General features: G+C 44.3%; 21 protein-coding genes and 1 other annotated feature. Of the genes, 15 read left to right on the top strand and 6 right to left on the bottom strand.

Annotated elements, in window-relative coordinates; all coding sequences use genetic code 11:
- On the bottom strand, positions 1–477 hold the full coding sequence (locus AB4180_RS12580; RefSeq protein WP_017102981.1) for a hypothetical protein: 477 nt from the start codon (positions 475–477) through the stop codon (positions 1–3).
- A gap of 317 nt (positions 478–794) precedes the next feature.
- Positions 795–913, top strand: a sequence feature (Thr leader region).
- A 29-nt stretch (positions 914–942) separates the two neighbouring features.
- Here AB4180_RS12580 and thrA point away from each other — a divergent pair.
- From thrA to thrC, 3 genes are read left to right on the top strand one after another with little or no spacing between them, the layout of a single operon-like run.
- Positions 943–3,402 carry a bifunctional aspartate kinase/homoserine dehydrogenase I gene (gene thrA / locus AB4180_RS12585; protein ID WP_102249738.1) on the top strand — a complete coding sequence of 820 codons (2,460 nt, stop codon included), beginning with the start codon at positions 943–945 and terminating at the stop codon, positions 3,400–3,402.
- A gap of 17 nt (positions 3,403–3,419) precedes the next feature.
- Positions 3,420–4,376, top strand: coding sequence for a homoserine kinase (gene thrB / locus AB4180_RS12590; protein WP_009848413.1), 957 nt, complete (start codon positions 3,420–3,422; stop codon positions 4,374–4,376).
- The gene (thrC, locus tag AB4180_RS12595; protein ID WP_017098329.1) at positions 4,373–5,656 is read left to right on the top strand and encodes a threonine synthase; all 1,284 of its coding nucleotides are present in this window, start codon (positions 4,373–4,375) and stop codon (positions 5,654–5,656) included. The genes thrB and thrC overlap by 4 nt, the downstream gene beginning before the upstream one ends.
- Positions 5,657–5,734: 78 nt before the next feature.
- On the opposite strand, the gene grcA is transcribed toward thrC, so the two are convergent.
- Positions 5,735–6,112, bottom strand: coding sequence for an autonomous glycyl radical cofactor GrcA (gene grcA, locus AB4180_RS12600; protein ID WP_009848415.1), 378 nt, complete (start codon positions 6,110–6,112; stop codon positions 5,735–5,737).
- Positions 6,113–6,437: 325 nt separating this feature from the next.
- On the opposite strand from grcA, the gene nfo reads away from it, so the two are divergent.
- The 3 genes from nfo to AB4180_RS12615 all read left to right on the top strand — a co-directional run bounded on the left by nfo (position 6,438) and on the right by AB4180_RS12615 (position 9,327).
- The gene (gene nfo / locus AB4180_RS12605) at positions 6,438–7,346 is read left to right on the top strand and encodes a deoxyribonuclease IV (RefSeq protein WP_102249737.1); all 909 of its coding nucleotides are present in this window, start codon (positions 6,438–6,440) and stop codon (positions 7,344–7,346) included.
- A gap of 662 nt (positions 7,347–8,008) precedes the next feature.
- Entirely contained in the window at positions 8,009–8,683 is a 675-nt protein-coding gene (gene ung / locus AB4180_RS12610; RefSeq protein ID WP_012603254.1) for a uracil-DNA glycosylase, read from the top strand.
- A gap of 92 nt (positions 8,684–8,775) precedes the next feature.
- Positions 8,776–9,327, top strand: a complete 552-nt coding sequence (locus AB4180_RS12615) for a hemerythrin domain-containing protein (protein WP_012603255.1) — start codon at positions 8,776–8,778, stop codon at positions 9,325–9,327.
- A 152-nt stretch (positions 9,328–9,479) separates the two neighbouring features.
- Here AB4180_RS12615 and AB4180_RS12620 read toward each other — a convergent pair whose 3' ends face one another.
- Entirely contained in the window at positions 9,480–9,668 is a 189-nt protein-coding gene (locus AB4180_RS12620) for a DUF3545 family protein (RefSeq protein ID WP_009848419.1), read from the bottom strand.
- Between the two features lie 711 nt (positions 9,669–10,379).
- Here AB4180_RS12620 and AB4180_RS12625 point away from each other — a divergent pair.
- Positions 10,380–11,810 carry a sodium:alanine symporter family protein gene (locus tag AB4180_RS12625; protein WP_009848420.1) on the top strand — a complete coding sequence of 477 codons (1,431 nt, stop codon included), beginning with the start codon at positions 10,380–10,382 and terminating at the stop codon, positions 11,808–11,810.
- A 243-nt stretch (positions 11,811–12,053) separates the two neighbouring features.
- Positions 12,054–12,830 carry a peroxide stress protein YaaA gene (gene yaaA / locus AB4180_RS12630; RefSeq protein ID WP_102249736.1) on the top strand — a complete coding sequence of 259 codons (777 nt, stop codon included), beginning with the start codon at positions 12,054–12,056 and terminating at the stop codon, positions 12,828–12,830.
- Between the two features lie 162 nt (positions 12,831–12,992).
- On the opposite strand, the gene srmB is transcribed toward yaaA, so the two are convergent.
- Positions 12,993–14,258, bottom strand: coding sequence for an ATP-dependent RNA helicase SrmB (srmB, locus tag AB4180_RS12635; RefSeq protein ID WP_102249735.1), 1,266 nt, complete (start codon positions 14,256–14,258; stop codon positions 12,993–12,995).
- A gap of 107 nt (positions 14,259–14,365) precedes the next feature.
- A complete protein-coding gene (locus tag AB4180_RS12640) occupies positions 14,366–15,094 on the bottom strand; it encodes a tRNA1(Val) (adenine(37)-N6)-methyltransferase (protein ID WP_017098336.1) in 729 nt (242 codons plus the stop codon).
- 314 nt (positions 15,095–15,408) lie between these two features.
- On the opposite strand from AB4180_RS12640, the gene brnQ reads away from it, so the two are divergent.
- Positions 15,409–16,722: a branched-chain amino acid transport system II carrier protein gene (brnQ, locus tag AB4180_RS12645; protein WP_017100503.1), complete on the top strand. Its 1,314-nt coding sequence runs from the start codon at positions 15,409–15,411 to the stop codon at positions 16,720–16,722.
- A 130-nt stretch (positions 16,723–16,852) separates the two neighbouring features.
- Here the strand turns inward: brnQ and fldB are convergent, their stop codons facing one another.
- Positions 16,853–17,374, bottom strand: a complete 522-nt coding sequence (fldB, locus tag AB4180_RS12650) for a flavodoxin FldB (protein ID WP_102249734.1) — start codon at positions 17,372–17,374, stop codon at positions 16,853–16,855.
- A gap of 150 nt (positions 17,375–17,524) precedes the next feature.
- On the opposite strand from fldB, the gene xerD reads away from it, so the two are divergent.
- The 6 genes from xerD (at position 17,525) to vpsR (ending at position 25,653) form a co-directional block, all read left to right on the top strand.
- Positions 17,525–18,439 carry a site-specific tyrosine recombinase XerD gene (xerD, locus tag AB4180_RS12655; RefSeq protein WP_102249733.1) on the top strand — a complete coding sequence of 305 codons (915 nt, stop codon included), beginning with the start codon at positions 17,525–17,527 and terminating at the stop codon, positions 18,437–18,439.
- A gap of 26 nt (positions 18,440–18,465) precedes the next feature.
- On the top strand, positions 18,466–19,245 hold the full coding sequence (gene dsbC / locus AB4180_RS12660; RefSeq protein ID WP_102249732.1) for a bifunctional protein-disulfide isomerase/oxidoreductase DsbC: 780 nt from the start codon (positions 18,466–18,468) through the stop codon (positions 19,243–19,245).
- Positions 19,246–19,324: 79 nt separating this feature from the next.
- A complete protein-coding gene (gene recJ, locus AB4180_RS12665) occupies positions 19,325–21,061 on the top strand; it encodes a single-stranded-DNA-specific exonuclease RecJ (RefSeq protein ID WP_012603262.1) in 1,737 nt (578 codons plus the stop codon).
- A gap of 251 nt (positions 21,062–21,312) precedes the next feature.
- Positions 21,313–22,411, top strand: a protein-coding gene (gene prfB, locus AB4180_RS12670; protein ID WP_100208942.1) for a peptide chain release factor 2 whose coding sequence is annotated in 2 segments (ribosomal slippage) — positions 21,313–21,387 and positions 21,389–22,411 — 1,098 coding nt in all. Because the reading frame shifts where the segments join, the coding sequence is not laid out codon by codon here.
- Positions 22,412–22,509: 98 nt separating this feature from the next.
- The gene (gene lysS, locus AB4180_RS12675; protein ID WP_009848430.1) at positions 22,510–24,042 is read left to right on the top strand and encodes a lysine--tRNA ligase; all 1,533 of its coding nucleotides are present in this window, start codon (positions 22,510–22,512) and stop codon (positions 24,040–24,042) included.
- A 276-nt stretch (positions 24,043–24,318) separates the two neighbouring features.
- The gene (gene vpsR / locus AB4180_RS12680; protein ID WP_009848431.1) at positions 24,319–25,653 is read left to right on the top strand and encodes a cyclic-di-GMP-binding transcriptional regulator VpsR; all 1,335 of its coding nucleotides are present in this window, start codon (positions 24,319–24,321) and stop codon (positions 25,651–25,653) included.
- The last annotated feature ends 191 nt before the right edge of the window (positions 25,654–25,844 follow it).

Raw genomic sequence — 25,844 nt, forward strand, 5'->3', positions numbered from 1 at the left:
TTAGAAACGAAAGCCCAATCCCACTTCAACACCGCGTTGCCACTCTTCATAATCAAGGGTGGCATGCATATCTAGATTGTCGGTTAGTTGCACGCGGCTGGAAAGCTCTGCGGCTACCGATTTCTCACTGTCTTCGGTTTCATTGTTATAGGTGTGTAGAGAGCTGTTGAAAGAGACTCTTTCGGAAAACTGATAACTAACACCACTCAAGAATCCACTCTCATATTTCAGTGCAGCAGTGTTGATTCGTGTACCGACATAAAGATCCACATCAGAAAACAAGCTATAAGAATAACCACTGTCTACTGTCCACGTATCAAAGCTTTCACTCGATGTACTTTGCGTGGAGATAAAAAACTTATGGGCAGAGCTATCGATTTGACTGGGGAGCAAAGGCAAACTGCTCAGTAGCGGTAAACTGTTCGCTGAACAAACGACAGGCATAGCAAAGACTAAAAGAATAAGTAATCTCTTCATTTCCCACTCCTGATGTCATTATTATTGTTTTTCGAACGTTATTGTTCAATTAAAGCACAGGACTTGTATGTTCGCTGTACTATCGATAGAGCATTTTGTTATGACTATATATGCAACTGATTACTTATGTTTGTTTGATGAGTTAATCCAGTCTCTGAATGGCAGGTTGATGCAGGGTGTTTTATCTCTTAAATGAAGGTTTGCTCTGAAAAACGGTGTGAATGTAAAAAAAACGCAACTTTTCATTGACGCATAGTAGTAAAAATTGATACACGTAGAGTAAAGCACAAGCAGAGAATTTGATATGCAGCATGTAAGCCACCTAGTAATGACCACCACCATTATTATTACCGACATTCACATTGTTGGGGCAGGCTGCTAAGTAACGGATTTTAAAAAAAAGGCCTGTATCCAACAAGATACAGGCCTTTTTTTGTACCATTTTTATGACTTATGGAGAAAGGGATGCGCGTTTTAAAGTTTGGAGGTTCATCATTAGCTGATGCAGATCGTTTTTTACGAGCGGCTGATATCATCGCTAATAATGCCCAGCAAGAAGAGCTAGCCGTTGTACTATCGGCTCCAGGAAAAACAACCAATAAGTTGGTCGCTGTTATTGAAGCTGCACTGAAAAACGGTGAAGCTGACACACAGATTTCAGAGATCGAATCATCATTTTCTGTGCTGTTTGCAGAGATTCAAGCGGTATTGCCGTCAGTAGATGGCTCTGCGTTTCAAGAGCAAGTCGATACCTCTCTTGCTCAACTTAAGCAGTTCGTGAATGGTATTAACCTACTGGGCATGTGCCCGAATCACGTAAATGCTCGTATCATTAGTAAAGGTGAGCGAGTTTCAATCCAGCTAATGAAAGCGGTGCTGGAAGCGAAAGGCCAACCAGCAAGCCTGATTGACCCTGTGGAATACCTCTATGCTCAAGGTGATCATCTTGAAGCTATGGTGGATGTGGATGTTTCAACTCAGAACTTCCGCCAATCACCGCTTCCTAAAGGTCACGTAAATATCATGCCGGGCTTTACTGCTGGTAATGAAAAAGGCGAGCTAGTAACGCTTGGCCGTAACGGCTCTGACTACTCAGCTGCAGTTCTAGCGGCATGTCTACGTGCTGATTGCTGTGAGATTTGGACTGACGTCGATGGTGTTTACAACTGTGACCCACGCTTAGTGGATGATGCCCGTCTTCTTAAATCACTTAGCTACCAAGAAGCGATGGAGCTATCTTACTTCGGTGCTTCTGTTCTACACCCGAAAACAATTGCACCTATCGCACAATTCCATATTCCATGCCTGATCAAAAACAGCTTCAACCCACAGGGTGCCGGAACTTTGATTGGCCAAGACACTGGCGAAGATAACCTGGCGATCAAAGGTATCACTACGCTAAGTGACCTAACGATGGTTAACGTATCAGGCCCAGGTATGAAAGGCATGGTAGGCATGGCGAGTCGTGTATTCGGCGCGATGTCTTCTGCAGGCGTTTCTATCGTTCTTATTACTCAATCTTCTTCTGAGTACAGCATCAGCTTCTGTATTGAATCGGCTGACAAAGTGAAAGCGAAGCAAGTGTTATCAGATGCGTTTGAACTCGAACTTAAAGATGGCCTATTAGAGCCCGTTGAGTTCATGGATGATGTTGCGATTGTGACGCTGGTGGGTGACGGTATGCGTACATCACGTGGCGTTGCTTCTCAGTTCTTCTCTTCTTTAGCTGAAGTGAACGTTAACATCGTTGCTATTGCTCAAGGCTCTTCAGAGCGCGCTATCTCTGCTGTTATCCCTGAAGATAAAATCTCAGAAGCAATCAAAGCGTGTCACGAAAACCTATTCAATTCTAAGCACTTCCTTGACGTCTTCGTTGTCGGTGTTGGCGGTGTTGGTGGCGAGCTTGTTGACCAGATCCAACGTCAACAAGGCAAACTGGCTGAAAAAGGCATCGTGATTCGCGTGTGTGGTTTAGCAAACAGCAAAGGCTTGCTGCTAGATAGCGATGGTCTACCGCTAGAGCAGTGGCGTGACCGTATGTCGAGTGCGACTGAAGAATTCAGCCTAGCGCGTTTAGCTGCACTTGTTCAACGTAATCACATCATCAACCCTGTGTTGGTTGATTGTACGTCTAGCGAAGGTATTGCAGGACAATACGCAGATTTCCTAGCGGCTGGTTTCCACGTTGTAACACCAAACAAAAAAGCCAACACAGCAAGCATGGCTTACTACCATCAGCTTCGTGAAGTGGCGCGTAACTCTCGTCGTAAGTTGATGTATGAGACAACAGTAGGCGCAGGTCTACCGGTAATCGAAAACTTACAGAACCTAATCTCTGCAGGTGATGAGCTTGAGAAGTTCAACGGTATTCTTTCTGGTTCACTGTCTTACATCTTCGGTAAGCTTGATGAGGGTATGACACTCAGCCAAGCAACCAACATTGCTAAAGATAACGGCTTCACTGAGCCGGATCCTCGTGATGATCTGTCTGGTATGGACGTTGCGCGTAAGCTGCTTATTCTTGCTCGTGAAGCGGGTATGGCACTTGAGCTTGAAGATGTTGAAGTTGACCAAGCATTGCCACCGGGTTTTGATGACTCAGGTACAGTTGACGAGTTCATGGCTCGCTTGCCAGAAGCGGATGCATACTTCAAAGAGCAGTCAGCTATCGCAGCAGAAGAAGGCAAAGTACTTCGTTATGTGGGTGAGATCGCTGAAGGTAAATGTAAGGTTCGTATCGCAGCTGTTGATGGCGATGACCCAATGTTTAAGATTAAAGATGGCGAGAACGCTCTGGCATTCTACAGCCGTTACTACCAGCCAATCCCACTCGTTCTGCGTGGCTACGGTGCAGGTACTGAAGTTACAGCAGCAGGCGTATTCTCTGATGTGATGCGTACTCTTGGTTGGAAATTAGGAGTTTAGGAATGAGTTCAAGTGATATGGATGTTGTCGTTTATGCTCCTGCATCAATCGGCAATGTCAGTGTAGGTTTTGATGTGCTGGGGGCCGCTGTGTCTCCAGTGGATGGCACATTGCTTGGTGACCGAGTAATGGTTAAAGCCGGTGATGAACCATTCTCGCTAAAAACAGCAGGCAGCTTTGTTTCTAAGCTGCCAACTGAAACCAAAGAAAATATTGTCTACGACTGCTGGGTTGTGTTCTCTCGCGAGTTAGACAAGAAAGGTATCTCAGTTAAGTCTCTAGAGATGACGCTAGAGAAGAACATGCCTATCGGCTCTGGTTTAGGATCAAGTGCATGTTCAATTGTCGCAGCGCTTGATGCCTTGAACCGTTTTCATGGCCAACCGTTGAATGAAACTGAACTGCTTGCTCTGATGGGTGAAATGGAAGGTAAGATTTCAGGTGGCATACATTACGATAACGTAGCGCCATGTTACCTTGGTGGTGTGCAATTAATGTTGGAAGAGCTTGGCATTATTAGCCAAGAGGTTCCATGTTTTGACGATTGGTATTGGGTAATGGCGTATCCGGGCATCAAGGTTTCAACGGCCGAAGCACGAGAGATCTTGCCTTCTCAGTATCGCCGTCAAGATGTGATTGCCCATGGTCGTCATTTAGCGGGCTTTATTCATGCTTGTCACTCTGGTCAGCCGGAGCTAGCCGCTAAGATGATCAAAGACGTGATTGCTGAACCATATCGTGAGAAACTGCTTCCAGGGTTTGCTGATGCACGTAAATATGCAACGTCAGCAGGAGCATTAGCTACTGGAATTTCTGGTAGTGGCCCTACGCTATTTAGCATTTGCAAAGAACAAGATGTCGCCGAGCGTGTTGCACGCTGGTTAGAACAAAATTACGTACAAAATGAAGAAGGATTCGTCCACGTTTGTCGCTTAGATAAACAAGGTTCGATCGTTACAGGAAGTGAGTTATGAAGCTGTACAACATCAAAGAAAACGATGAGCAAGTCTCTTTTGGCCAAGCCGTTCGTCAAGGTCTAGGCCGTAACCAAGGTCTATTTTTCCCATCAGAGCTGCCTAAGTTCGATGACATCGATGCACTACTTGCAGAGGACTTTGTCCCTCGTAGTTCAAAGATTCTTTCTGCTCTAATTGGTGATGAATTACCAAAGGAACAGATTGATCAACTAGTGGATGCGGCATTCCAATTCCCAGCACCGATCAACCAAGTGAAAGACGGCGTTTACGCACTTGAACTGTTTCACGGTCCAACGTTAGCATTTAAAGATTTCGGTGGCCGTTTTATGGCTCAATCTTTGGCTGCGGTTTCTGATGGTGGTCAAATCACTATCTTAACGGCAACATCGGGTGATACTGGCGCTGCGGTTGCACACGCATTCTACGGTATGGAAAACATCAACGTTGTTATCCTATACCCGAAAGGCAAGATCAGCCCACTGCAAGAAAAGCTATTCTGTACGCTAGGTAAGAACATTCATACTGTCGCGATTGATGGCGATTTTGATGCGTGTCAGGCACTAGTAAAAGACGCGTTTGACGACGCTGAACTGCGCAAAGAGATTGGCTTGAACTCAGCAAACTCAATCAACATCAGCCGTTTGATGGCTCAGATCTGTTACTACTTTGAGGCGGCTTCTCAGCTAACCAAAGAGCAACGTGAAAATCTGGTTATCTCTGTACCAAGTGGTAACTTTGGTAACCTAACTGCGGGTCTATTAGCGAAAGCGCTAGGCTTACCAGTTAAACGCTTCATTGCAGCAACCAATGAAAATGACACGGTTCCTCGTTACCTAGAAACAGGTCAATGGGATCCAAAGCCAACCGTTGCGACAACATCGAACGCGATGGATGTGAGCCAACCAAACAACTGGCCACGTATCGAAGAGCTTTGCCAACTGAAAGGTTGGGGACTGGATACTTTGGGTAAAGGTAAAGTATCTGATGAGCAGAGTGCTGAATCAGTGCGCGACCTAAAAGCTCAAGGCTACCTGTGTGAACCTCATGGTGCGATTGCTTACCGTCTATTGGAAGAGCAACTGCAAGAGAATGAGACAGGCCTGTTCTTATGTACGGCACACCCGGCTAAATTCAAAGAAGTGGTTGATGACATCTTAGGTACTGACATTGAACTTCCTGGCCCGCTGGCTAAGCACGCGGTGATGGAGTTGTTGTCTGAAGATCTAGATAACGATTTTGAAGCGCTAAAAGCAGTGCTTCGTCGAGTTCAACCGTAACCTACACCGGTATTGTTGAACAAATAAAAACGGCGCTCAATGAGCGCCGTTTTTGTATTCTAATTCAAGCTCTAAAAATTATAGAGACTCAGTGAACGTACGTGCGATAACGTCACGTTGTTGTTCAGTAGTTAGAGAGTTGAAACGTACAGCGTAACCCGATACACGGATAGTTAGCTGTGGGTAGTTCTCTGGGTGAGCAACGGCATCTTCTAGCGTTTCACGCTTAAGAACGTTAACGTTTAGGTGTTGACCACCTTCGATGCGTGGTGCTGCTTCGATAGCAACTTCACGGCTTTCGTACTCGCCTAGGTCTGCTGCTGAGATAACTTGGTCAGCTTCGAAACCTGAAGTAGCAACAACACAACGAGCTTCGTTCTTCTCGCTGTCTAGTAGCCAGATTGAGTTTAGTAGGTCGTCGTTTGCTGCTTTAGTAATTTGAATACCTTGGATCATAACTATCTCCTAGTCCACTTTATGTGGTTTGATTATGGTGTTAACTTTCGAATTTTATTGAGCTGAGTAATATATACCTAGTTTGTGGTAGTTTAATATTGATTTAAGTCAAAAAACAAACAAAAACCTCATTTTTTTCAAGGTGATTACTTTGAGTTAAATCAATAAAACCTTTGAAACAAAGTAATTACAAAATATTTTAAAGTATAAAAAATATTTAACAGTGGAATTTGTTGTAAATTTACTACATTTGTTGTGTTTTTATTGACCTGTAAGTGATACGACCCTTTAATTATTAAGCATCCTGAAAGTGTAAAGTGATTTAATGACAAACAATAATTCATCTTCAAAACCTGAAACTAATATTAAGTTTATTGGTGCGCATGTGTCTGCTGCGGGCGGTGTTGATCAGGCGCCAATACGCGCAAGAGAGATTGGCGCCAATGCTTTTGCACTGTTCACCAAAAACCAAAGACAGTGGGCAGCAAAGCCGCTAGAAGCGAAAACCATTAGTGCGTTTAAAGCCAACTGTAAGATGTTGGGCTTTAGTGCTGAGAATATTCTTCCTCATGACTCCTACCTTATTAACCTAGGAGCACCAGAAGAAGAGAAGCTAGAGAAATCACGTGCGGCTTTTATTGATGAAATGGAGCGTTGTAACCAACTAGGACTCACGCTTTTGAATTTTCATCCTGGGAGTCATTTGAAGAAAATCTCAGAAAGCGAATGTTTGGCCAAAATCGCTGAGTCTATCAACTTGGCTCACCAAGCGGTGCCTGATGTAATTGCCGTGATTGAGAATACCTCAGGGCAGGGGACTAATCTGGGTTGGAGATTTGAGCACCTAGCAGAGATCATCGACCAAGTAGAAGATAAGTCACGCGTCGGCGTGTGTTTAGATACTTGCCATACTTTTACAGCCGGTTATGACCTACGAACAAAAGAAGCATGTGAGCATACTTTTGCTGAGTTCGACCGCATTGTCGGCATGCACTATCTAAGAGCAATGCACATCAATGATTCAAAAGCTGAGTTCGCGAGTCGAGTCGATCGACATCATTCTTTAGGAAAAGGCGAGATTGGCTGGGATTGTTTTGAGTATATTGCCTCGGATTCTCGCTTTAATGGTATTCCTCTTATCTTGGAAACCATTGATTCGACGATCTGGAAAGAGGAAATTCAACAACTTAGAATGTTCCATCGCTCAGCAACGGCAGTGAACGAAGAAGCGTAATAATAGAGGGGGAAATTTATTTCCGTCTATTTCTAATAATTGGCACCTTTCTTTCATAGTATTAAAGTGAATATGTAGTTCACGATGTCTTAGAGGAGGTGCCTTTATGTATTCACAAGCCCAAACTTCAACTGTTTCTGCTGCTCGCCGTTTACCAACCCCAAACCGTCATGTGCATAACCACGGTCACCACCGTACACAGCAGAAAAGTGGTTAATCGAGATAAACACAACTTGAACTGATTATTATGATTCATCAACAAGTGAACCCTACACATCATGTTTATTGATAGCTGTATGAGGTATAAATAGGGCGTGTTGATCTTTCGAGCTGATTTTTGCAGCGAGTTGCTGGGTATTTATACAAGGCAGAGGCTTTGACGTGTAGCTAGCCTACATGAGAAGCCGCTAACGCAGTAGAAATGACCAGCAAACGCTGCCCGGAGGGTTCGGCTAAAAGCGTTTTACTCTTTGTTGAGGGAGATTTGCTTAGAATGACTATGCTACTTCTCCCTCGCCGCGATTAAAACGCTTTTATCTCGAACAAAATTTAACCACGAAAGGTCAACACGCCCTAAAGCCTTATTTAGGACAGTTAGCCGATACAGCTATTTTTTGTCTGGCGAAAGCCCCTAGAAACCTTGATGATTGGGAAGTAAAACGATGAGCGCACCAAAGACTTGGGAATCCATTATTAATGATGAACGTGACAAAGAGTACTTTCAGAGTGTCCTCGCGTTTGTTGAACAGCAACGCAATAGTGGGAAAACCGTCTACCCCCCTCAAGAGCAGGTGTTCAGTGCCTTCGATATGACGCCTTTCGAGTCCGTACGCGTGGTTATCCTAGGGCAAGATCCTTATCACGGCGCTAACCAAGCTCATGGCTTAGCTTTTTCTGTACTGCCAGGTGTAAAAATCCCTCCTTCTCTACGTAATATGTACAAAGAGCTTGCACAAGATATAGAGGGCTTTGAGATCCCGAGTCATGGCTACCTCGATTCTTGGGCATCTCAAGGGGTGTTGATGTTGAACACTGTCCTTACAGTAGAAGAGGCAAAAGCCCACTCACATGCTAAGTGTGGTTGGGAAACCTTTACCGATGCCATTATTGCAGAGCTCAATCAGCGCTCTGAACCGATCATCTTCTTGTTGTGGGGCGCACACGCCCAGAAGAAAGGCCAAGCGATTGATGCAGACAAGCACCATGTGTTGGTTGCACCTCATCCATCACCATTATCAGCACGCCGTGGTTTCTTCGGTTGTCAGCACTTCTCAACAACCAACAAGCTACTTTCTTCTATGGATCAACAATCTATCGACTGGCGTTTACCAACATAAGTATAGGTTGGTGGTTTTCTGAGCAGGGTCAAATCATAAATCAGCATCTTCGTATACACTTATAAACAGTAGGTGTAATGGAGTGCAATACTATGATGATTGAAAGGATAAGACGAGAGCATGGCTATATGGCTCGTTTGCTCGCGATACTCAACAATAAGTTAGAGCTTCTAAAACAAGAGCGAGAAATAAACTATAGCCTGATCGCAGAGGTGGTTCATTATCTGATGAACCATTCAGACAAGGTGCATCACCCGAAAGAAGATGTTATTTATCGTTACTACCTAAAGCAATATGGCAGTGATCAAGTGATTGAAGACTTGGAACTGGAGCATCAATTGCTTTCTGAGAAAACGGCGGACTTTTTAGGTGTGGTCGATATGATCCTTCAAGATGCGGTGGTTCCTCAACAAGTATTTATTGAGCAGCTTGAAGCTTTTGTTAAAGCTCAACGAAAACACATGGAATATGAAGAGAAGCATGTGTTACCAATGATTGTTGAGTCGTTCACTGTTAAAGATTGGCAAGAGGTGGAGTCTCAATGGCTTCAACCTGAAGACGACCCTGTCTTTGGAGAGACAATTGCTGATGAGTACCGCCAACTCGCGGCTCGCATTCGACAGAATGAACAAGAGTGCGTTTAGCCAGTTGTCATGTTGAAGCGTGACTATTTTAGATGCTCTCTATATTAGAGGGCTAGTTCCCAAATGATGCTTTGAGCGGATTAAATACCTCATAAAATAAAAAAGGCACCTATTACAGGTGCTTTTTGCTATCTGATTTCTTATCGTGCTGATTAAAGCTTTATATCGTCAAGGCTAAAATCGAGACCTAGGTTCATCTCTCTAAGCTCTTTCTCAAGCTGTCTACGATCATTGATTGCCTCAATTTCACGCCATTTACGTTTGAGTGGTTTAGAGCGTGTTTTTTGAGTGGTACGAGGCATTTCTAGTTCTGATAATTCATCGAATTGAAAGCTATCCATAAGCATATCTCCTTCCGTGGGATTCGTTCTTACGAACCATTAAATATCATATTTAAGTTCACAATAACCTTGATTTGTTTCTCATTTGTTTCAAATGCATGAAGTTTTTGTTCTGTTTTATTATGCATGCTCACACATTTCGGGGATTTTCGTGTACAAAAAACAAGCAAACAAACTTAAGTAAACGAATAAATTAGGGGGGATTGAATGTTAATTCATTGTGCAAATGGAATAGCATTTTGACTATAGTGCATTTAAGTGCGCATTGTGCTGTGTAGTATAGGGATCTCATTACCCTAGAAAAAAACACAGATCTTCACTATACCTTGTAAAACCTAGGCTGGTGTCATCTTTACAGGATGGTGTTTTTGTTTTTATGGTGCCTTAGTTTTTGTTGATATTATGTCCCGACAATGTGACTTTTATTAGGCGCTATTGTTGAAAGTTGTGTTAACAAAAGGTGTATTATTAGTGAAATGTCATTTTAATGTGCGTTTATTTTCATATTGATTTTTAGGCCGTCTCGCTGCATTATCCGCCCGTCAAAAAATACACCGATACGTAAAATGGATGCATGAAGCGACATTTACAATCTAGATCGCAACAAATAAATATAAATCTAATGCCGACACAACTATTGACACTGGCATAGGTGATCTAGAGGAAGGCTAGGAAGCAAGATCGGTGCTTAAACTCAATTACGAGGTTCACGTGACAGACTTAATCAATTTGATGAACGATCTCCTTTGGGGATCTATCTTAGTTTACTTACTCGTTGGTGTGGGTATCTACTTCACTGTACGACTAGGTTTCATTCAATTCCGCCATTTCGGCCACATGTTTTCTGTTCTTAGAAACAGCCGTAAAGCAGACAGTGCAGGTATCTCCTCTTTCCAAGCACTTTGTACTAGTCTAGCAGCACGTGTCGGTACGGGTAATATGGCTGGTGTTGCTGTAGCACTAACCGCTGGTGGCCCTGGCGCTATCTTCTGGATGTGGCTAATTGCCATGCTAGGTATGGCAACATCGTTTGCAGAAAGCACACTGGCACAGCTATACAAAACGCGTGATAACGACGGTAACTACCGCGGCGGCCCTGCATACTACATGGAGAAAGGCCTAGGTATGCGTTGGATGGGGGTTCTATTCTCTATCTTCCTAATCATTGCATTCGGTCTTGTATTCAACGCGGTTCAAGCGAACGCGATTGCAAGCGCAATGAACACGGCATTCGACTTTGAGCGCAGCTACGTTGGTGTTGGTATCGTAATCATCTCTGCATTCGTTATCTTCGGTGGTATCCGTAAGATTGCTCGCACTGCAGAAATCATTGTTCCAATTATGGCACTGGCTTACTTAGCTATCGCTATCTACGTAATGCTAATGAACATTGAGAAAGTGCCTGAAGTTCTGGCTCTTATCTTCAAGAGTGCATTCGGTCTGCAAGAAGCAGCAGCGGGTGGCCTAGGTTACGCAATCGCACAAGCGATGATTAACGGCATCAAACGTGGTTTGTTCTCGAATGAAGCGGGTATGGGTTCTGCGCCAAACGCAGCAGCTTCTGCTACGCCTTACCCACCGCACCCAGCATCACAAGGTTATGTGCAAATGCTAGGCGTGTTCATGGACACGATTGTTATCTGTTCTGCAACAGTAGCAATCATCCTGATGTCTGGTGAGTATGTACCACACGGTGAAGTAACGGGTATCGAACTAACGCAACGTGCACTAACAGCACAAGTCGGCGAATGGGGTGGTATCTTTGTAGCGGTAGCGATTTTCTTCTTCGCTTTCACTTCAATCATTGCAAACTACTCGTACGCAGAAACAAACCTTATCTTCTTAGAGCACAACAACAAGAAGGGCCTAGTGCTGTTCCGTATCGTTGTACTGGGTATGGTTATGTTCGGTTCTCTCGCGACACTGCCAACGGTATGGGCATTAGCTGACGTATCGATGGGCCTAATGGCGATTGTGAACTTGGTAGCGATCATCTTGCTGTCGGGTATCGTGATTAAGCTAGCGAAAGACTACAACCGTCAATTAGACGCAGGTAAAGTACCCACGTTCGATGCGGATGATTTCCCAGAGCTTAAGGCTCAATTGGAAGATGGTATTTGGGTTAACAACAAGAAGAAGTAATCTTGTTGGAGTGATTCATCACTCATCCTAAAATCATTAGAAAGGCTAAGGTTTCGACCTTAGCCTTTTTCTTTGCCTGCGATATTTTCTTTATTATCGATTTTTCTTTGTAAGAGATTCTTCTTTGTAAGCGACTTACAGCTAGATCTGTCTATCAAAGTAATAGGAAGAGTCATAAAGACAAGTTGATGTTTTTTCTATACTCTAGCTGCATCCAGTTAGATAACCGATTAGGGTAAAGTTATGTTAGTTGTCGTTTCTCCAGCCAAGACATTAGATTACGAATCACCATTAGCGACTGAGCGCTTCAGCCAGCCAGAGTTTGTTGAGCACTCTGCAGAGCTCATTGAAGTGTGTCGTAAGCTGACACCTGCTGATGTATCAGCACTGATGAAGGTAAGCGATAAGATTGCTGGGCTGAACGTAGCGCGCTTTGAGCAATGGAGCGATACCTTTACCCAAGACAATGCACGTCAAGCAATCCTAGCCTTTAAGGGCGATGTGTACACTGGCCTAGATGCTGAAACACTGTCGGACGATGATTTTGACTACGCACAGAATCACCTGCGCATGCTTTCTGGCCTATATGGGTTATTGAAGCCATTGGATTTGATGCAGCCTTACCGTCTAGAGATGGGCACACGCTTAGCTAATGAGCGTGGCACTAACTTGTACCAGTTCTGGGGCAATATCATCACAGATAAACTGAATGAAGCGTTGAATGCTCAAGGCGATAATGTGTTGATCAACCTAGCATCGAACGAATACTTTAAAGCGGTGAAGCCGAAGAGCCTTGATGGTCAAATCATCACGCCAGTTTTTAAAGATTGCAAGAATGGCCAGTACAAGGTGATCAGTTTTTACGCGAAGAAAGCGCGTGGCATGATGGCTCGCTACATCATTGAAAATAAAATCGATTCAGTTGAAGCGTTGACCAGGTTTGATACTGCGGGTTACTACTTCGTTGAAGAAGAGTCGAACGCGAAAGAGTTAGTCTTCAAGCGTGAAGAGCAAAACTAGTAGCTCTTGGTTAACGAGTTACTTCGGCTTTAGCCTGTAATTAAAATTAGAGACGAGTTATTTAGCCTGATAACAGGCCAGACAATAATAAGCCAGACAAAGAAAAGCCCCATACAGATAACTGCATGGGGCTTTTTATTGAATCATTGAAAGGCGGTTCGATTACTTGTTCTTAACGGCTTTCTTTTTCTTAGCGATTTTCTTTTTCTTAGCAATTTTTTGCTTAGCCACTGCTTTCTTGTCTTCTTTCTTCGGCTTTTTCTTCTTCGTTACTGCGGCTTTCTTATGTGTAGGACGCATGCCTTCGATGAAGCGTTCTTTGATCGCATCTTCAGTGTAACGAGCAACACGTTCAATCATTAGTTGATCGTGCGCTTCAATGATAGAAACCGCGTTACCTTTCTTACCTGCACGAGCCGTACGGCCGATACGGTGTAGGTAAACATCTGCAGTACGTGGCATGTCGTAGTTAATAACGTGGCTCACATCTGGAAGGTCGATACCACGAGCTGCGACGTCCGTTGCCAGCAGTACGTTGATAGAACCATCGCGGAAACGAGAAATCGCGTTGTTACGACGATCTTGAGGCATTTCACCTTGGATCCATACACACGGGATCTGTGCACTTTCTAATTGAGCTCGTAGGTCACCTAGGCGGTCACGAGTCTTCAAGAAGATGATGCTGCGTTCAGCTTGCTCTGTGATGATATGTTTTAGGATATCAAGCTTGTGCTTAGTTGAATCGGCACGGTGATACCATTGAGTGATCTTCTTACGTTCACGCAATGACGATTTTGCATCGATCTCTGCTGGGTTTTTCAGAAGGTCTTCAGTGAAACCTTCAATACCTTTACCTTCTAGCGTTGCTGAGAAAAGTAAAGTTTGTTTACGCCAGCGACACTCTGCAGACAGACGGTCAACAACAGGACCAAAGCCCATGTCTAGCATACGGTCTGCTTCATCGAGAACCAGCCATTCAATCGCACGGCAGTCAAAACGCTCGCCTTCAATGTATTCCATTAAACGACCAGGTGTTGCGACTACGATATCTTGAGTCGTGCTTAAGATATCTGCGTGCTCTTGGTACATCACACCGCCCGTGATCGTAAAGATATTTAGGCTGGTGTATTTAGCAAGCTCACGTGCTTGTTCGGTGATCTGCATTGCTAGCTCACGCGTTGGCGTCAGGATAAGCATACGTGCAGGGCCAGATTTCTTACGTGGGAAATCCAGTAGGTATTGCAGTGCTGGCAATACAAATGATGCTGTTTTACCAGTACCTGTTGGCGCAGAAGCTAAAACGTCTCTTCCATCTAACGCTTGTGGGATTGCTTCAGCTTGTATCTGTGTTGGGCGTTCGTAGCCCATTTCGTCAATTGCTTTAAGCAGCTCTTGGTTTAGATCGAGTTCTGCAAAGGTTCTGATCACTGTTGTTTCTCCACAAGCAATAAATGTTTCTGCCTCAAAAAGCAGACGATAAAAAAGAGTAGTCGGACATTATAGAAGCATTAGTGATTAGGATCACATGGTATTTGCTACATCTTGAGATAAAAATCTTTAGTAAGGGCAATAAATGCCTCGCTATAACCGCCATCGTGATGGATCGTAAGCGATTCACGCTGCAAATCTTGCTCGCTAACAGGATCTTTAGATAGTTCAAACAGGATTCTGCTGGGCGGTTTTTTGTCGGTTGTTTTCACATCAAGGCGCTTTGCTAGGTACCAACCACATTGCTCGGCAAGTTTGATGAAGCCTTCTCCTTCGGGCGTCGGCAGTATAAAACTGGCGGTGGCGGCATCAGTTGTTATCTCGAAACAACACTGGGCAAGTTGAAGGTGATCCAAGCTGTCGGTGTGTCTAGCGGTGGCTCTTTGACTTTGCTGTGCCTGTTCACCAGAGTTGAAGTAGGGCGGATTACAAATTATGGCATCAAATTGTTGCGAGAAATCCGTGGTTAACACGCTGTCGTGATGAAGGGAGATACGATCTTGCCAAGGTGACTGCTCAATATTGACTGTGGCAGCATCAATGGCGTGCTGATCAATATCGATCGCAGAGATTGAAGCATCCTCAAAACGCTGCGCAGCCATCAAGGCCAACAGACCTGTTCCTGTCCCTATATCGAGTACTAATGATTCAGGGGCAAGGTTAATCCATGATCCGAGTAGTACTCCATCGGTGCTAACAGGCATGCCGCTCTGTCCTCCGTAAATAGAGAACCTCTTAAAATTGAAGCTTTTAGTATTTATCGTTTTGTCTTTCATGAATATTCTGATTATCGAGATATTTTAAGTGATTAGCTCTAATGTTAACTATTTGTGTAAATTAATATTCTAATTGCTTATCTATTGTTGCTAACAATGATTGGTTGATAATTATGTTAATCTGCGTATATTTAGTTTAATTCACTACTTTTTGTTTATATATGCAAATTTATATGGCGTTTTTTTATGGTGACTTGCAGCTAGCCGAGTGTTTCGTCATTATGCGCGACTATTTTAAAGATTGATTGGCAGCTTCTCGCTGTAACATTCATGTAAGCACAACATAAACTCATAAATATAATTAAGGATTATCTGTGAAACAGAGTCTAAAACTAACAGATATAATGGCATTGGGCTTTATGCTTTTTGCGTTTTTCTTAGGTGCGGGTAACATCATCTTCCCACCTCTAGCTGGCCAATTAGCTGGTGATCACTTTCTTCCAGCGATGTCTGGTTTTCTGCTGACTGCCGTTGGTCTGCCGTTAATCACTATCGTCGCGGTCGCAGTGGCTGGTGGTTCATGGGGTCATCTAACGAAAGATCTTCCTAAGCAAGCAGCAACTATCATGGCTGTGCTGATCTTCATCATCATCGGTCCTGCATTTGCTGCACCACGTACCGGTCTTGTTGCTTATGAGATGGCGGTGAAGCCGTTCTTCATTGATGCGACTCAAGTTCATCTAACTCTCTTTTCGATTGCATTTTTTGTGGTAGCGATGTTCTTCTCATGGTCACAAGGTAAGCTTATTGACGTTATTGGCAAGGTACTTACGCCTGCACTATTCGTTGGTTTGGTTGTACTGGCAGTTGCTGTGTTCATTAACCCACAAGGTGATGTCCTTGCGGCTCACGGTGAGTACATCACTCAGCCACTGACCAAAGGTTTCCTTGAAGGCTACAACACCATGGATACTTTTGCTGCTTTGATGTTTGGCATGCTGATTGTTGACGCAATTCGCAGTAAAGGCGTGACTGACCGCGCAGCAACAACTAAGTACCTAATCAGTGCGGGTTGTATTGCGGCAGCGGGTCTAGCATTTGTTTACATCTCTCTGTTCTTCCTGGGCGCAACAAGCGCAACAGTTGCAGCGGGTGCAGATAATGGCGGCGCTATCTTAAGCTTATACGTCCAATCTTTGTTTGGCCCTTCAGGTCAACTCGTGCTTTCTGTGATCGTACTATTGGCTTGTCTAACGACGGCGATTGGCCTTGTATCAGCATGTTCTGATTACTTCAGCTCGCTAACACCTCTGTCTTACAAGACCTGGGTAATCATCAACGGTGTAGCTTGTGCAACCGTAGCGAACGTTGGCCTTTCTCAGTTAATTTCTCTGTCTGTTCCAGTTCTGTTTGCACTTTATCCAGTAGCAATAGCATTGGTCGCACTGACATTCTTGCGCAGCCGTTTCCCTAATCCAAAAGCGGCTTACCGCGCAGTGGTATTAGTGTCTCTACTGTTTGCTCTTATCGATGGTGCTAAAGTTGCAGGTATGGATGTATCTGCAATGAACATGCTGCCATTGTTCGAAATCGGTATGGGTTGGTTGCTTCCAACGACTGCCGCAATCATCTGTATGTTCTTCGTTGGTAAATCAACAGAGCAAGAGATGGCTGAAGAGACTGTTTAATCTTCCGTTGAGATGACATTGTCCTTCGACATGAAATAGAAAAGGCCTCATTACTTCGCAGTAATGAGGCCTTTTTGTATTCTGTGATCTTTTAATATTCTGCTACTTCGCTGAGTGTACTTCTGTTTGGCTATAGCTTTTCGCTGTACTCAACCAGTACTTGTTCAACCCAGCTAGCGATACGGTCGTCGCTCAGCTCGTATTGTGAATCTTCATCAAGAGCCAAACCAACGAATTGAGATTGGTCTTCAGTGAGAGCTTTAGACGCTTCGAATTCGTAGCTGTCATCGTTTGGCCAGAAACCGACAAACTCAGCGCCAGCGATTTTCAGCTCATCATGTAATAGACCCATCGCATCTAAGAACCACTCGCCGTAGCCTTCTTGGTCACCTAAACCAAACAGCGCTACAACCTTGCCTTTCATTGACGTGGTTGCAATGTCTTCCCACAGTTCATTCCAATCTTCTTGGATTTCACCGAAGTCCCAAGTTGAGATGCCGAGCAGTAAAAGATCGTAGTCCGCCATCAATGAAAGAGGGGTTTCTTTCACGTTATGGATATCAACTAGGTCTTCACCAATAATGCCGCGAATTTTCTCTGCTGCCATTTCTGTGTAGCAGGTGGTTGAGCCGTAAAATAATCCAATTTTCATAGCAAACGTTCAATTTTAATTTCAGATGGCGAATTCTAACCATAAATCGACTTTGATTGCAGCGATTATCCGCTCAAGTCGTAATTTTTATGGCATTCATATTTGCTCTGGCATACTCTCAAAACAGTTTCCAATATTGTGAGTAACACTATGCAGTCGCCTCAAGGGCAGAGCGCAGACCACGGTCTCGTTGAGCAGTTTTTAGATGCTATGTGGATGGAGCGAGGATTATCGGAGAATACGCTTGTCTCGTACCGTACCGATTTGTCCAAGTTATTAGCGTGGATGGAAAAGAACAATTACCGCCTCGACTTCATTAGCCTTTCAGGTTTACAGGACTATCAAGGCTGGTTAGCCGACGCCGATTTTAAGCAGACTTCTCGTGCTCGTATGTTGTCGGCGATTCGTCGCTTGTTCCAATACTTACACCGCGAGAAAATCAGAGGTGATGATCCAAGTGCTTTGTTGATCAGCCCGAAGTTGCCGCAACGCTTGCCGAAAGATTTGAGCGAAGAGCAGGTTGATGCTTTGCTTGATGCGCCAGATCCGAACGATCCGATTGAACTTCGCGATAAGGCGATGCTTGAGTTACTCTATGCAACCGGTTTGCGTGTGACAGAGCTGGTTAGCTTGACGATGGAAAACATCAGCCTAAGACAAGGCGTGGTGCGTGTTATTGGCAAGGGTGGCAAAGAGCGCTTAGTACCAATGGGCGAAAATGCGGTGGATTGGATAGAAACTTTTATTGAACAAGGTCGCCCACAATTACTCGGTGATAACAGCTCGGATGTGGTTTTTCCGAGTAAACGCGCTAAGCAAATGACTCGTCAAACGTTCTGGTATCGCATTAAGCATTATTCGGTTATTGCTGGTATCGATACAGATCTATTGTCTCCACACGTATTGAGACATGCTTTTGCCACTCATTTACTGAACTATGGCGCCGATCTCAGGGTCGTACAGATGTTGCTTGGACATAGTGACTTATCGACCACCCAAATTTATACTCATGTGGCGACTGAAAGGCTGAAGCAAATTCACGCTCAGCATCACCCACGTGCTTAAATCCATTTATTTTTAAGGTGAACCTAATGAGCGTATTACGCCGTCTTCCTCTACTAGCGCTTCCTCTCATGATTACTGCATGTAATGCATCAGAAGCGAAAGTAGAAACAACATCAACAGCCGTAGAAGCTGCTCCAGCTCAAGCTATTGATACAGCTGCGTTAACTAAGCGTTTTGAAAAAATCGGTATTAAGGTCGATAAGATTGTTCCTTCGGATATCGATGGTCTTTTAGAAGTTCAAACCAACAGCGGTATTATCTTTTCTTCTCCAGAGGGCGATCATTTTCTAGCCGGTACACTTTACTCTTTGGATGAAAACGGTAAGTTCAGTGATGTTTTGGCTGAGCGTCAGGCTCCACTGAATGCTGAAAAAGTAGCAGCGATGTCGGATACGGTTATCGAATACAAAGCAGATAACGAAAAGTACGTTGTGACGGTATTTACTGACATTACTTGTGGCTACTGTGTTCGTCTGCACAGTCAAATGCAAGGCTACAACGATCTGGGTATCACTGTTCGTTACATGGCTTACCCACGCCAAGGTGCGACAGGGCAAGTTGCCGATCAAATGGCGGCAATCTGGGCTTCAGATGATCCAAAAACAGCGATGCATGACGCTAAAGTAAACCGTCAAATGCCAGCGTCTGGTAAAAACCTAGCAGAGCAAAAGCAGAACATTGCTAAACAATACCAACTCGGTCGTGAGCTTGGCATCAATGGCACTCCGGCTATCGTACTAGCAAGTGGTGAGTTAGTGAGTGGTTACTTACCTCCAGCGCAACTTATTCAGCGTTTAGAGCAGTAATCTTCATTTTTTATTACCTATTATTTCCCCCTGTTTTTGATTTAAGGAGTGGCCTGATTGATATCAGGCCCATTTTTATATGATAGAGATCCAACGCCGTCCTGAGGTCGACACTTCAGTCTTACCTGCTCACTTACCTGACTTGTTAAAGCGTATTTATGTGAGTCGCGGAATCGACAGTGCTGACCAGCTAGAGACAGCTGCGAAAGGTTTGCACTCTTATCAAAAACTGGGCGGAATTGATGCTGCGGTTGAATTGTTGTTCAAAGCCATTCAGCAGCAAAAGCGCATCATCATTGTTGGTGACTTTGATGCCGATGGCGCGACAAGCTCCGCGTTGTCTGTGCTTGCTCTGCGAATGTTGGGCAGCTCTAATGTTGATTATCTGGTCCCCAATCGTTTTGAAGATGGTTATGGCTTGAGCCCTGAGGTTGTCGAACAGGCGATCGAACTTGGTGCTGAAGTGATCATGACAGTCGACAACGGTGTATCTTCAATTGACGGTGTTCGCTTTGCTAAAGAGAAAGGCCTTGATGTACTGGTTACTGATCATCACTTGCCTGGTTCTGAATTACCGATTGCAGATGCAATGGTCAATCCCAACCTAGAAAGCTGCGCATTTCCTTCAAAAGCGCTAGCCGGTGTGGGTGTCGCCTTTTACCTGATGATGGCATTGTGTGTTCATATGCGTAAGTTGGGCTGGTTTGCTCAACACGGCATGACAGAACCCAAGTTGATGGAACTGATTGATCTAGTGGCACTGGGTACTGTTGCGGATGTGGTACCACTTGATGAAAACAACCGAATCTTGGTACACCAAGGGCTACAACGCATTCGTGCGGGTAAAGCTCGTCCGGGTATTCAAGCCTTGATTGAAATTGCTAAGCGAGATGCTAAGCGTTTAGTTGCCTCCGATTTTGGTTTTGCGCTTGGTCCACGTATCAATGCGGCTGGCCGATTGGATGACATGTCCTTTGGTGTTGAGCTGCTAATGAGTAATAACATCCATGCCGCGCGTCGAATGGCCAGCGAGTTAGATGGCTTGAACCAAACACGTAAAGAGATCGAAGAGGGCATGAAACAAGAAGCGATGGCTTTTTGTGAGCGCCTTGAATTTGGTAAAGACGATTTGCCTTCTGGTTTGGCTCTGTTTCAACGTGATTGGCATCAAGGCGTAATTGGTATTCTAGCTTCGCGTATCAAAGACAAATATCACCGCCCAGTGATCGCATTTGCTGATGGTGGTGAAGGTAGCATTAAGGGTTCATGTCGTTCGATTCCAGGTTTGCACATGCGCGATGCGCTAGACAGAATCGACACTCAAAACCCTGGCCTGATCTTGAAGTTTGGTGGTCACGCAATGGCAGCCGGGTTAACCATTATGGAAAAAGACTTCGAGCGATTCAGCAAGATGTTTGATGACGTTGTGCGTAAAGAACTCGGTGAGACGGCACTTAAGGGCATTATCTTGTCTGATGGTGAGCTGCTACCTGAAGAGTTCTCAATGCATACCGCTGAAACATTGCGTTCAGGTGGTCCGTGGGGACAAGCTTTCCCTGAGCCCATCTTTGATGGTGAGTTTAAAGTTCTGCATCAAAAATTAGTGGGTGAAAAGCACCTAAAGTTAATGCTTGAGCCATTGTATAAAGGCCACCCGACCAATGTGATGATTGATGGTATTGCCTTTAATGTTGACCTACGTCGCTGGCCTGATGCCTCAGTGAAAACGGTACATCTTGCGTTTAAGCTTGATATTAACGAGTTTCGTGGCAATCAATCGTTGCAGTTGATGATTGATCATATCGAAGCGAAATAGTTGAAGCCAAATAGCGTTATCGTTCACTGAATGAGGTTCATCATTTAGTACCTAATCCAACAAGCTCTGTTCAAAAACAGGGCTTGTTTTCCTTTATTGCCTTACAAATTTTACGTGTTTTTTCTGCCCGTCAATTTTATATCCGATTAAGTTATTGAATCTTGGTGTACCACTCTAAAAAATTCTGTATCTCCGTCACACTTTTGAGTACAATTCTCCGGTTAAATTCTACTCATAAATGATGAGCTAAAATGTTTGAAATCAATCCTATAAAAAACCGTCTGCAGGATGTGTCTGAGCGCACAAATATCCTGAGGGGGTATCTTTGACTATGACGCAAAGAAAGAGCGTCTAGAAGAAGTAAACGCAGAATTAGAACAACCGGATGTATGGAACGAACCTGAGCGTGCTCAAGCGCTAGGAAAAGAGCGTTCAGCATTGGAAGCGGTAGTAGAAACGATCGACCAACTTGACCAAGGTGTTGAGGATGTTGATGGCCTATTAGAGCTTGCGGTTGAAGAAGAAGATCAAGAAACGTTCGATGAAATTGAGCCAGAACTAGCTGAGCTTGAAGCTAAGTTAGAGAAATTGGAATTCCGTCGTATGTTCTCTGGTGATCACGACGCATCAGATTGCTACATCGATTTACAGTCAGGTTCGGGCGGTACAGAAGCTCAAGACTGGACTTCAATGATGTTGCGTATGTACTTGCGTTGGGCAGATTCGAAAGGCTTCAAGACTGAAGTTATCGAAGTGTCTGATGGCGATGTTGCTGGCCTTAAAGGCGCAACGGTACGTATCTCTGGTGAGTACGCTTACGGTTGGTTACGCACAGAGACTGGTGTTCACCGTCTAGTTCGTAAGTCACCATTTGATTCAAGTGGTCGTCGTCATACTTCATTTGCTTCTGCGTTTATCTATCCTGAGATTGATGACAACATTACGATCGACATTAATCCTTCTGACCTACGTATTGACGTATACCGTGCCTCTGGCGCTGGTGGTCAGCACGTAAACACCACGGAATCGGCGGTACGTATTACTCACGTTCCAACTAACACCGTGGTTCAGTGTCAGAATGACCGTTCGCAGCATAAGAACAAAGATCAAGCGATGAAGCAGCTACGTGCTAAGCTTTTTGAACTTGAGATTCAAAAGCAAAATGCTGAAAAACAAGCGAGCGAAGAAACGAAATCAGACATCGGTTGGGGCAGTCAGATCCGCTCTTACGTGCTGGATGATTCACGTATCAAAGATTTACGCACCGGCATCGAAAACCGTAATACTCAAGCGGTTCTTGACGGTGACTTAGACAAGTTTATTGAAGCTAGCCTGAAATCAGGTCTGTAAGCTTTATCAACTATTAAGCTTTACCAATAATATTGGTAAAAATGCCTATATTTTCAAAAATATAGCTGTCCAAATTATAAAAGCAGGGTACATCTCAAATGACTGATGCTGTTCAAAACGAAAATGCACAAGAAGCTTCTTCACCTGAAGAGAACAAACTAATCGCTGAGCGCCGTAGCAAGCTGGATCATATCCGCCAAAACTGCAAAGCGAACGGTCACCCAAATGATTTCCGTCGTGAGCACCTAGCTGGCGATCTTCAAGCGGAATTCGGTGAGAAGACTAAGGAAGAGCTAGAAGAGCTTAACCACATCGTTGCGATCGCAGGTCGTATTATGGCGAAGCGTGGTCCATTCCTTGCGATTCAAGAAACTTCTGGTCGTATCCAAGCGTACGCAGCGAAAGACGTACAAAAAGTACTGAAAGAGAAGTACCAAGGCCTAGATATCGGTGACATCATCGGTGTTAAAGGTGCGCTTCACAAGTCTGGTAAAGGTGACCTTTACGTGAACATGGAAGAGTTTGAATTGCTAACCAAAGCACTTCGTCCTCTGCCAGAGAAGTTCCACGGTCTAACTGACCAAGAGATGCGCTACCGTCAGCGTTACGTTGATCTAATCGTGAACGAAGACTCTCGTAACACATTCATCGTGCGTTCTAAGCTTGTGTCTTCAATCCGTAACTTCATGAGCTCAAAAGGCTACCTAGAAGTTGAAACGCCAATGATGCACGTGATCCCAGGCGGTGCAACAGCACGTCCATTCATCACTCATCACAACGCACTAGACATCGACATGTACCTACGTGTTGCACCTGAGCTTTACCTTAAGCGTCTAGTAGTTGGTGGTTTTGACCGTGTATTCGAGATCAACCGTAACTTCCGTAACGAAGGTCTTTCTCCACGTCACAACCCAGAATTCACAATGATGGAATTCTACCAAGCGTACTCTGACTACAAAGATCTAATGGATCTAACGGAAGAGATGCTAAGCACAGCGGCGATGGACGTTCTTGGTTCTACTTCTATGCCTTACGGTGACGAAACAGTTGAGTTCGGTGGCACTTACGCTCGCATGAGCATGTTCGATGCAATCAAACACTACACACCTGAAAATGCAAACATTCAAGCTCTGACTGAAGACGATCTTCAGAACAGAGAATTGATGGTTAAAATTGCAGAAGAAGTGGGTCTTTACGTTGAGAAGTTTTGGACATGTGGTCAGCTTCTTGAAGAGATCTTTGGTGAAACGGCTGAGCCTCAGCTAATTCAACCAACGTTCATCACGGGTTACCCAGCGGACATCTCTCCACTGGCTCGTCGTAGCGACAGCAACCCATTCTTCACAGACCGCTTTGAGTTCTTCATCGGTGGCCGTGAAGTAGCGAACGGTTTCTCTGAGCTTAACGATGCACAAGACCAAGACGAGCGTTTCAAAGCACAAGTTAACGCAAAAGACGCGGGTGATGACGAAGCTATGTACTACGATGCGGACTACATTACTGCACTAGAGCACGGCCTACCGCCAACAGCGGGTCAAGGTATTGGTATCGATCGTCTAGCGATGCTATTTACTAACACCCACACAATCCGTGACGTGATCTTGTTCCCGGCAATGCGCCCACAAGCGTAATTTTCGCTTATGGGGTGTTACTGCCCGTGTAATTTAAAAGCCACCTTCGGGTGGCTTTTTCGGTTTTTAGCGTCAAAACCTAGCTCGTACCGCACTCTTGATTCGAAAAATGATTATTTATGACATAGTCTTACCATTGAGACAAAAAATCTAAGATAGTCTCATTACTATACGTATCGGATCTGAATACGATCTTGCGGCAACTTTGTACCCGTATGATTCGTTTAACTCGTGTTAGCCTGATTGAAAAAAATAAAAACAGAATAAGGAAGAAGGATGGGAACTCAATTTAAGATGGATTCCTTACCAGGTTCTCTTATCGTCGTTGGTGGTGCGTACGAACCCTGGTTATCAGTGTTAGAACAAGTGGGTTGGCAATGTACCCAGTGTGCAGATTTACGAAAAGCCGATGCCTTAATTACTGATATTGGCCCCTGCATTGGCATTGTGGATCTTAGTCATGATGAGTTTAGCCTTAATGGTATCGCTAACCTCGTGAGCAACAACAAGCAAGTTCGATGGCTTGCTTTTATCCGTGAATCGCAATTGAGCTCAGATACAATCTGCCAATTTATCGTTAACTTCTGTATCGACTTTTTCACGGCACCAATCCCTGATGCTCAGCTATTGAGTACCATTGGTCATCAACTGGGTATGCTCAAACTTGAGCAGAAAGTATGGCCAAACTACGGTATTAACAACAATATGGGCCTACTCGGTGATTCTGTGGCGGTGAAACGCTTGAGAGACCAAGTCAAGCGAATTGGCCCCACAGATGTCAGTATTTTGATTTACGGTGAGAGTGGGACAGGAAAAGAGACAATTGCACGTTCCATTCATCAAAATTCATCGCGAGCTCAGAAACCATTTTTAACTGTGAATTGCCGTGCTCTATCTGAAATGAGGATAGAGACTGAGATGTTTGGTATTTCAGCCCCAGCAACGGCAGCGCCTTGTATGTTGGAAGAAGCCGATGGCGGAACCCTCTTACTCAACGATGTCCTAGCGATGCCTCGTAATCAACAATTGAACCTTTTACGCTTTTTACAAGAAGGGAAAATTGAAACCACGAAGGGAGCTAAGTCGGTTGATGTTCGCATTTTGGCTGCTAACTCTTCTGATATTGAAAAGGCATTGATCGAGGGCGACTTCAATGAAGAGCTTTATCATTACATCAATGTTCTGCGTATTCATGTTCCTAGCTTAAAAGAACGTGTGAGTGATATTTCAGTGCTAGCGAATCATTTTCTGCGTGAGTACTCAAAAGAGTTTAATGCGCAAGCGAAGAGCTTCTCAGACGATGCTATCCGCTCGATGAGTCGCTACCATTGGCCTGGCAACGTTCGTGAATTGATGAATCAGATTAAGCGTGTTGTGTTGATGTCTGATGCTGTCATCATTGAGGATCATCAACTGGATTTACCAAAACAGAATGATGAACGCCGCAGTCTGAAAAGTATACGTGAACGTTCAGAGCGAGATGCTTTACTCATTGTGTTGGAATCTTATGGTGGTCAAGTGTCTTTGGCCGCTAAGGAGCTTGGAGTTTCACGCGCAACTATGTACCGCTTACTCAATAAACATGGTCTTATATCTGAGGGCGTTGTTTAGAACGTTCTATTCATTGACTCTATCCGGTGAGTGAAAATTCAAGGGCCACGTATCATACGTGGCTTTTTTTTTCTGAAGGATAGTCCGCTGTTCTATAGAGAGCCCTAAGATAGATATGCTGTGATTTTATATAATCATAGTGAATATGTTATATGTAAATGAATATGCAACTGATATTTCAGGCGAATGCA

Origin of the sequence: Vibrio sp. 10N.286.49.C3 (assembly GCF_041469545.1) — a bacterium.
In the GTDB taxonomy this organism is placed as follows: domain Bacteria; phylum Pseudomonadota; class Gammaproteobacteria; order Enterobacterales; family Vibrionaceae; genus Vibrio; species Vibrio tasmaniensis_A.